The following is an 8206-nucleotide window of genomic DNA, read 5'->3' as shown; positions in this document are numbered from 1 at the left end:
GTTTTTTGGTTTCTTCCACATATTTGATTGCAGACAACACAGCGGATGGGACATCCATCGCAGATAAACTCCCTGCTCTAAAGTTAAAATCAGTCGGTTCTTCCAAACCCATTTCATCAGTGGAAATAATTGCCGGATTCATTCCTCTTTCACTGCTTGCCAAACCAAGCATTTTAGTGGTGGTTCTTTTTCCGCATTCCTGAGATGTTCCTCCAACAAAAATTACTGGTGCTTTAGGAGTATAAGATATCTTTGGTAAAACTTCACATGATTTTTTTGGGGCGACACCAGCTATTTTTTCAACAACGTCAAGTCTTGGACCGATTTCTTTTATAACAAGATTTCTTGAATCAGCAAATTTCTTTAAAGATGAGTTTTCCTGAATGGATAATGATCTAAATGAAGTGACAACATTCAATCCTGCATCAATTGCCTGAACTGCGTATTTCAATGCAGCGCCTTCAGCACCAATCGGCAGCATTATCACCAATGATTTTGCATCAGGTGCACTTTTCAAACACTCATCCAAACTGGCAGATATTATCTTTCCACAGAACTGCTTGCCCTGCTTTTTAACATTATCGTCAATATAACCTACGGTTTCTATACCGTCGAGATTGGAGAATTTTTCTCCTCCACCTCCGCAACCTACAACAATGAACGGATTTAAATCCTGAATATCTTTAACTGATTTTACTGAATACAAAAACTTCACCCCTATCCTATAATTTATAACTTATAACTAATCATGTGAATTATTCTATTAAATTTTTAAAAATAAAATTTTAAAAAATTGTTATTATAATTAATTATAATTTTTCACATTAATAAATGTATAATGTTTTTATAAGTAAAAATTACATATATTAGAAATAATTACAAAAAAGATTTTGGAGAAAAAAGATGAGAAAACCTTATGTAATATTGATTGGAAGCGCATCAGGGATTGGAAAATCAACTATTGCTGCGGAACTCGCAAAAAAATTAAATATCAAACATTTGATTGAAAGTGACTTTATCAGAGCCGTTGTCAGAGGCATAATTGGCAAGGAATATGCTCCTGCACTACACAGCTCATCTTATGATGCATACAAAAGCATCAGAAATAAAAGCAGATACACAAGTTATGATGATTTGATTTCAGCTGGATTCGATGACCATGCATCATATGTCATCCCGGCACTTGAAAAGATTATCCAAAGGGCAATTACCGATTATGACGACATCATTATAGAAGGAGTGCATCTGGTTCCTGGATTAATCAATATCGACCAATTTAAAGATTATGCAAACATTTACTTTTTCGTCTTGAGTTCAGATGAGGAATCCCACAAGGAAAGATTCGTGAAAAGGGCTGTTCAAATACATCGAGGCGGAAAACAGCTTGATTTCTTTAAGGAAAACAGAATCATACATGACCACCTGCTGGACCAGGCAAGAGCAAACAATGTGCACATAATCAATTCCAAAACCATAGACCAGACATTGGAACAGATTCTGGGAATCATTAACAAATCCTGCATAACAATCAAGCTAATCAATGACGTGGATGATCTTGCTGACGTTATAGACATAATTATCAAAAAGAACAATGGAACATTGGAAAACATTACCTACAACATCAAAGGTTTTAAGGAACCGTTGAGTCGTAAAATTGGTGTTTCAGATAGTGAATCGGCAAACAAGTTCATTCAAAAGATCAATGAAGATGAAAGCAAAAAAGAATACCTGGCCGAACTCTATAGGCTATCCGAATATAGGCAAACAACCATCTGTGCATCCAATCCGGAAAAGCTCGATGAAATCGTTAAAGAATTAAATAATAAAGGATATGTTTTAAATGAATGATGAAACCATTAATGAAATGATTATCAAATGTCCCGCATGCGCTGTTGACGGCGTTGCAAAATCCATAATGAAAGAAATTGAAATTCCCCATTTCGGAAAAGTTATGGAAACAACAATACAATGTCCCTCCTGCGGATTCAAGCACTCAGACATTATAGCATTAGAGCAGAATGACCCTGCAAAATATGTTCTTGAAATTAACAAAAACACATTATCAGTCCGAGTGGTCAGGTCACAGTCTGCCACAGTCATCATTCCTGAAATTGGCGTTAAGGTAGAGCCCGGCCCAAAATCTGAAGGCTATGTGACCAATGTGGAAGGGGTGCTAACTCGTTTTGAAAGCGCTGTTAAAAAAGCATTGAATTTATTTGACGATGAGGAATCTCAAAAAAATGGGAAAATTGCATTGGACAAAATTCAAGAGCTGATAAAAGGTAACGGCACTGCCACATTAATTATCCTTGATCCCTTCGGCCAAAGCAATGTTGTAAGTGACAGGGTGGAAATTCTGGAAATTCCTGAAGAGGAATTGCACGATTTAAAAACAGGTTTTAGTCATATTGAAGATAATTAAAGGAAGAATAATTATTCTTCTTCCTCTTCTTCTTCGATACTTGCTGAAAAGTTAGCGAAAGTGTCTTCTTCAGCAACATCTTTTAATTTTAAGGTTCTTTGTACATCCATAGCTAATGCATTACAGTCAGCTTTAATAGCTTCCAAATGTAATAATATTCTTTCTTTTTCTTGATTGATTCTTTCAATGTTAGTGTATGGATATGTTGATTCCTTAAGCATTTCGTATTCGATAGTGGTGTATGGATATTCATTTAACTGTTTACATACGTTTTTCAATACTTCACCTAAGAACTTGTTCATTTCTACTTTTACTCTTTCCCTAATCATTTTGTCGTCATCAAGATTTTCTTTCATTAAACGAACAACTTCTGCTTTAGCGAAAGGTAATTTTTCATCATCTTCTTCGATGAATTCTCCGGAAGTTTCATCAATCATTTCTTCTTCAGACATAATTTACACCTCGTTTGAATTTTTAAAATATTGAGTCAATCAGTAATTTTTTGCGAAAAATTATTCTTACATCAATATCTAACCATACATTTATTGTAAGTTATATTTAAAGCTATTGATTAAATTAAAAAAATGGAGCAGTATTTGGCCAGTTATTATGACAAGTATTAAAATAATTTATCGTGAAATTAATAATTTTGATAGTTGAATAATTTCGAAAAATCGTTTGAAAAAAAATAAAAATAGTAGCAAAAATGCTACTTTAATTTAACTTTTCTTTGAGATATCCTTTCCTAAAAATAATAGCAGAAAACAGTAAGGAAAACATTAGCACTGCAATAGGATTAGCAGTTGGATGCGTTTCAAGATTACTTACTTTTTCATCATTCAAATCATTTTTAGGAGTTTTTTTGGAAGTATCTGAAGGCTTTGATACATCAACTACAGCAAAATCCTTATTGTTGGATTTGTCCCAATCAAATGTATCGCTTGTAACTTCAACTGTGTTTTTTATGATACCCGGACCGGCAGCAACTACTTTTATAAACAGTTTTGCCGATTCGCCATAACGCAGTGTGGCGATTGTCCAGACATTGGATGCCTTGTTGAATCCACCTTTGGTTGCCTTAAATGATTTCAATTTAAGCATTTCATCCAGAATCTCTGAAACCTTGACATTATAGGCAGTATCCGGACCGTTATTGACCACTTCAATCACATATTCGATTACATCTCCAACCTTATAGGAATATCTTGATGCAATTTTGGTAACTGACAAATCGGATGCAGGTTTAACGGATATTGACTTTTGCGCTCTGTTATTTGATTCATCCGGATCATATTCATCGCTTCTGATTTTGGCAACATTGATAAAATTGCCGGTTGATGTGACCTTGCAGAAAATCTCAAGGCTTTTGACCTCACCCACATTCAGATTTCCTATTTGCCAGATGTTTCCATGATAATCCCCATTTGAGCTTAAAAAAGTCAAACCTTCAGGCAGAATGTCTTCGACAATCACATTGGTCGCCATATTCGGACCGTTGTTTGACACCGTCAATGTCCATTTAACTCTTTCACCATAATTCGGAGAATCCTTATCGACTGATTTTATGACTGACAAATCAGCAACTGGTCTTACATCGACCATATCCTGCGCATGATTGTTTGACATGTTCCAGTCATACTGCATGGCTCTCACATCAACATCATTGATTATGGCTCCCAAAGCATCGCAGACAGTTGTGATATTCAGATTGACACTATCTCCAACATTCAGAGAACCGATATCCCAGACATCATCTTTATAGATGCCTCTATCCGAATCATATTTGGAAAATATCAATTCATTAGGCAGAATATCGCTTAAGACAACTCCTGTTGCATTGTCTGGACCATTGTTTTTAACGATGATAATCCAATTGACGCTTTCGCCAAATAGAGGACTGGTATTGTTCGCCTTAATTATCACACCCAAATCAACTGCCAAAGGCACATCAATGGATTCACTGTCATTATTGTTGTCGGGATTGCTGTCATATTCATCGGCGCGAATTGATGCCAAGTTAACAATCCTGCCGGTCTTATTAACCCTGCAGATAATTTCAAGAGTTTCACTCGCCCCCTTATTTAAGCAGCACATAACCCATCTTCCTTCATCATAAAATCCCCTGGTTGCGGTATAATCAATCAGGGTCAAACCTTCAGGAAGCAGGTCTACAACCTCCACATTTGTTGCGTTGTCCGGTCCGCCATTTGAAATGACCAATGTCCACTTTACCAAATCATTGTAGTTCGGTGCGGAATTATTGACTGACTTGACAATTGCCACATCCGCTGACTTTTCAACATAAATTGTTTCATTGTCGAAGTTATTTGTCATGTTATGGTCATATTCTGTTGCATTTACCAAAACCCTATTTTCTATCAATCCTGTTGCATTAACCCTACACTCTATTTTTAGGATAAATGATTCATCAACACCAAGTTCCTCAATGAACAGTATTCCAGTCAGAGGATTATAGTCTCCAGAACTGTCATCATCAATCCAGACAAGTTCCCTCGGAAGCAAATCATGAACATGTACATTGTGGGCATCGTCGGGACCATTGTTTATGATTTCAATTGTCCATATAACGATATCGTTAAATCTTGGATTTTCATCACTGACAGACTTTGAAACCGACAGGTCAGCTGAAGGATTGACAAGTATTGTTTCGTTATCCTCGTTGTTTGTCAAATTAAAATCATACATGTCGCTGCTGACGTTTGCAATATTTACATGTTTTCCTGTTGTTTCAACCAATGTTATGATTTCAATGACTGCAGTTTCACCAACTGAAAGCTTATCTATTTCAAATATTCCATCTTCATATTTGCCTTTTGTGGATTTTGAATCAATGTAGGTGAATCCGTCAGGCAGCAAATCCAAAACACGGACATTTTCTGCCGCATCAGGGCCGTTGTTTGAAACTGTCAATATCCACTTTACAGTATCCATAAAGTTTACATTGCTTGCATTAACTGCCTTATCAATAGCCAAATCACTTGCCGGGTCTACGAATACCCTTTCCGTGTCATTGTTGTTTGTCAAATCATAGTCAAATTCAGTTGCATTAACTCGAACGAAATTTTCAATCATCCCCGTGCCGTTGACCATGCATCGGATATTTAAAGTTGCCTTTTCACCTGAATTTAGAGTTCCGACCTTCCAAATTCCTGACTTGACATCATAGTCCTTATCTGCATTTAGAATTATCAGAGATTTAGGAATCAAATCGAACATTTCCACATCATGTGCAGTATCCGGGCCATTGTTGGTTATTTCAATTGTCCAGTCAATGATGTCTTTGTAGTTTGGCTTGGTGTTTGAAACACTCTTCACAACAGCCAAATCGCTTGCAGGATTTACAAAGATTGATTTTTCATCATGATTGTTTGTTGTATTTGAATCGAATTCGAAAGCTGTGACATCAACTTTATTTATGAAATGTCCTGTCCTGTTGACTACACAAACAATATCAAATGAAAATATTTCATTTACCTTTAAATCCCCAATCGCCAATACTCCTGAATTGGGATCGTATTTTCCGTTGGAAGTATCATTCAGCCAAATTAAACCCTCCGGCAAAACGTCATATACTGTAACGTTAGTGGAATCGCTCGGACCGTGATTTTTAACGGTTATGGTCCATGTAACTACATCTTCAAAGTCTGCAATTGTCTTTGAAACCGATTTTGTTACTTCATTATCTACCTTAGGAGTAACGGTGAATACCGTTGCGTTTGTAATGGCCTTATAGTAATCGTCTTCATAATGTTTTGCTGAAACATAATATTTTCCAGCTTTCAGATTATCCAAATCAACCTGGATTTCTCCCAAGTAATTTGTATAACCAGTTTCATTATAGACTACAGTGCCATCCTCATGTTTTACGGTAAGCAAAACATTTATGTTATATTCCCTGTCATCCTGATATAACCTTCCGCTATCGCTAGCCCCATCGATCGGATATTCCCCATCAATGACTATATTGAAATTGTCTGCGGCATTATGGATTGCATTGGAAACTCCCAAGTTATCAAAGTCCCCAATATTATTTCCACCAATCAGAATTACTTTAATTTTTTCGCTATCTCCATAATATATGTCCTCGGCAGATATCGGCAAATGATAAACCCATGCCTGATTCTTGAACATTTCATTATTATCCAAAGTCAGCTTTTTGCCGGATTCATCATAATATATTGCACTTCCGTTTCTTGCAGTATTGAATTTGAATGCATTGTTTTGAATGGTTGCATAGGAACTGTTGATATAAATTGCTCCACCCAATCCGTCATCAAGCTTATCTTTATCCGGAATCGCTTCATTTGAGATGAATGAAGAATCTTTGACCAAAGTGTTTTTGCCTTTAATATAAAGCGCACCGCCATCTATATTAGCCTTGTTTGAATTGAAAACTGAATTCTGAATTGTAACATCTTCAGCTTCAATATTAACTGCACCACCATACCGGGTTACAGAGTTGTTCTTGAAATTTGAATTGTCAATCAGTATGTTTAGGCCTTTTGCCTGAACGGCTCCACCAACCGGAGCAGTATTTCCATCAAAATTGCAGTCCAAAATATCTAATTTCATATAATCATATAAAAAACCTGTTGAGAGTGCTCCGCCATACAGTTTCTCAGCAGTGTTATTAACAAATGTACAGTTAATAATAGAACCTGATGCATGAAATGTTAATGCACCACCCTGGTCTGCAACATTGCCGACAAACAGGCAATTAATATAGGATATTCCATCACGTACACATCCTGCACCTCCATGGGATGCTCCATTTATACAGATAGCACTATTATTTCTAAAAGTACATCCGGATACCTTAATATTTGAACTCGGAGACTCCAAACCGAGTTGGATTGCTCCACCATATGCATCATATTTTCCTTTTACCCAGTTATCCTCAAAAACACAATTTGTGATTTCTGAATCCTTACCATACACAGAAAGTGCTGCTGCAAATGAATAATTTTCAAAATTTTCATTATAAGCCGTGTTTCTTCGGAATTTGCAATTATCTATTATGGTACCCGCAGCAATGTTCAAATCATATGGAGTGTAGATTGCACCACCCACCTGAGCATGGTTGTCTTCAAAAATACAGTTTTCAATGCGGACATTGTTCGTATTGACAAATATGGCTGATCCCACATCATAATTACCATTTATGAATTTTATATTGCTTATTACAGTACCCGAACCCCCACCATTTATATCCAAACAGCGCTCTACATTACGTGCATCACATATTGCACCAGTATCGGAAGTCAGAGTAATCTTCTTATTTTGAATGTACATATGTCCCTTGCCTGTTGTGTAATAAGTTCCCGAGAGTTTTACGGTATCACCGTCATGAGCGGAATTGATTGCCTCCTGTATATCTGCAAAACTGTTTCCTTTCGGTTCAATTATTACACCCAAAATATCCTGCGAATCCTGAGAATCCACCTCCAAAATTTCATTGTATTGAGAATTTTCTAGTCTTTCCATATCATTGGATTCCAATCCTATTTCAGCAGATGTATCGTTTAATTCAACTGCAAACGAATTATCTACACCATATCCCACTGCAGTAAAGATTAAACAGATGACAACTATGCATAAAAGGAAATTTCCTCCAATAAACCTCTTTCTATTCTTTAACATTTTAATCACCTAAGTTGAGGACGATTATAATACTATTAATTAACAAAAAGCTATTAACTAGTGATTAACCTTTTTATTTTTAGTTTTAGACTTAAAAATAATAAATAGACCCTTCAATTTAAA

Annotated in this window: 5 protein-coding genes; 2 read left to right on the top strand and 3 right to left on the bottom strand. The window is 36.1% G+C overall.

From position 1 onward, the window contains the following. Positions 1-706, bottom strand: a 706-nt coding sequence (locus ACJMLO_RS04560) for a DUF1611 domain-containing protein (protein WP_405294350.1), incomplete at its 3' end; no start/stop codon positions are given. Positions 707-903: 197 nt separating this feature from the next. On the opposite strand from ACJMLO_RS04560, the gene ACJMLO_RS04555 reads away from it, so the two are divergent. Both ACJMLO_RS04555 and ACJMLO_RS04550 read left to right on the top strand, forming a co-directional pair. Next, positions 904-1848, top strand: a complete 945-nt coding sequence (locus ACJMLO_RS04555; RefSeq protein WP_405294348.1) for a 3H domain-containing protein — start codon at positions 904-906, stop codon at positions 1846-1848. Then, positions 1841-2422, top strand: coding sequence for a ZPR1 zinc finger domain-containing protein (locus tag ACJMLO_RS04550; protein WP_405294346.1), 582 nt, complete (start codon positions 1841-1843; stop codon positions 2420-2422). The genes ACJMLO_RS04555 and ACJMLO_RS04550 overlap by 8 nt, the downstream gene beginning before the upstream one ends. Positions 2423-2433: 11 nt before the next feature. On the opposite strand, the gene ACJMLO_RS04545 is transcribed toward ACJMLO_RS04550, so the two are convergent. Further along, on the bottom strand, positions 2434-2874 hold the full coding sequence (locus ACJMLO_RS04545; RefSeq protein WP_405294344.1) for a hypothetical protein: 441 nt from the start codon (positions 2872-2874) through the stop codon (positions 2434-2436). 262 nt (positions 2875-3136) lie between these two features. Then, on the bottom strand, positions 3137-8083 hold the full coding sequence (locus ACJMLO_RS04540; RefSeq protein WP_405294342.1) for a hypothetical protein: 4947 nt from the start codon (positions 8081-8083) through the stop codon (positions 3137-3139). Positions 8084-8206 lie beyond the last annotated feature (123 nt).

It is taken from the genome of Methanobrevibacter sp. (assembly GCF_045120835.1).
In the GTDB taxonomy this organism is placed as follows: domain Archaea; phylum Methanobacteriota; class Methanobacteria; order Methanobacteriales; family Methanobacteriaceae; genus Methanocatella.
This window is presented reverse-complemented; position numbering and strand designations above follow the sequence as displayed.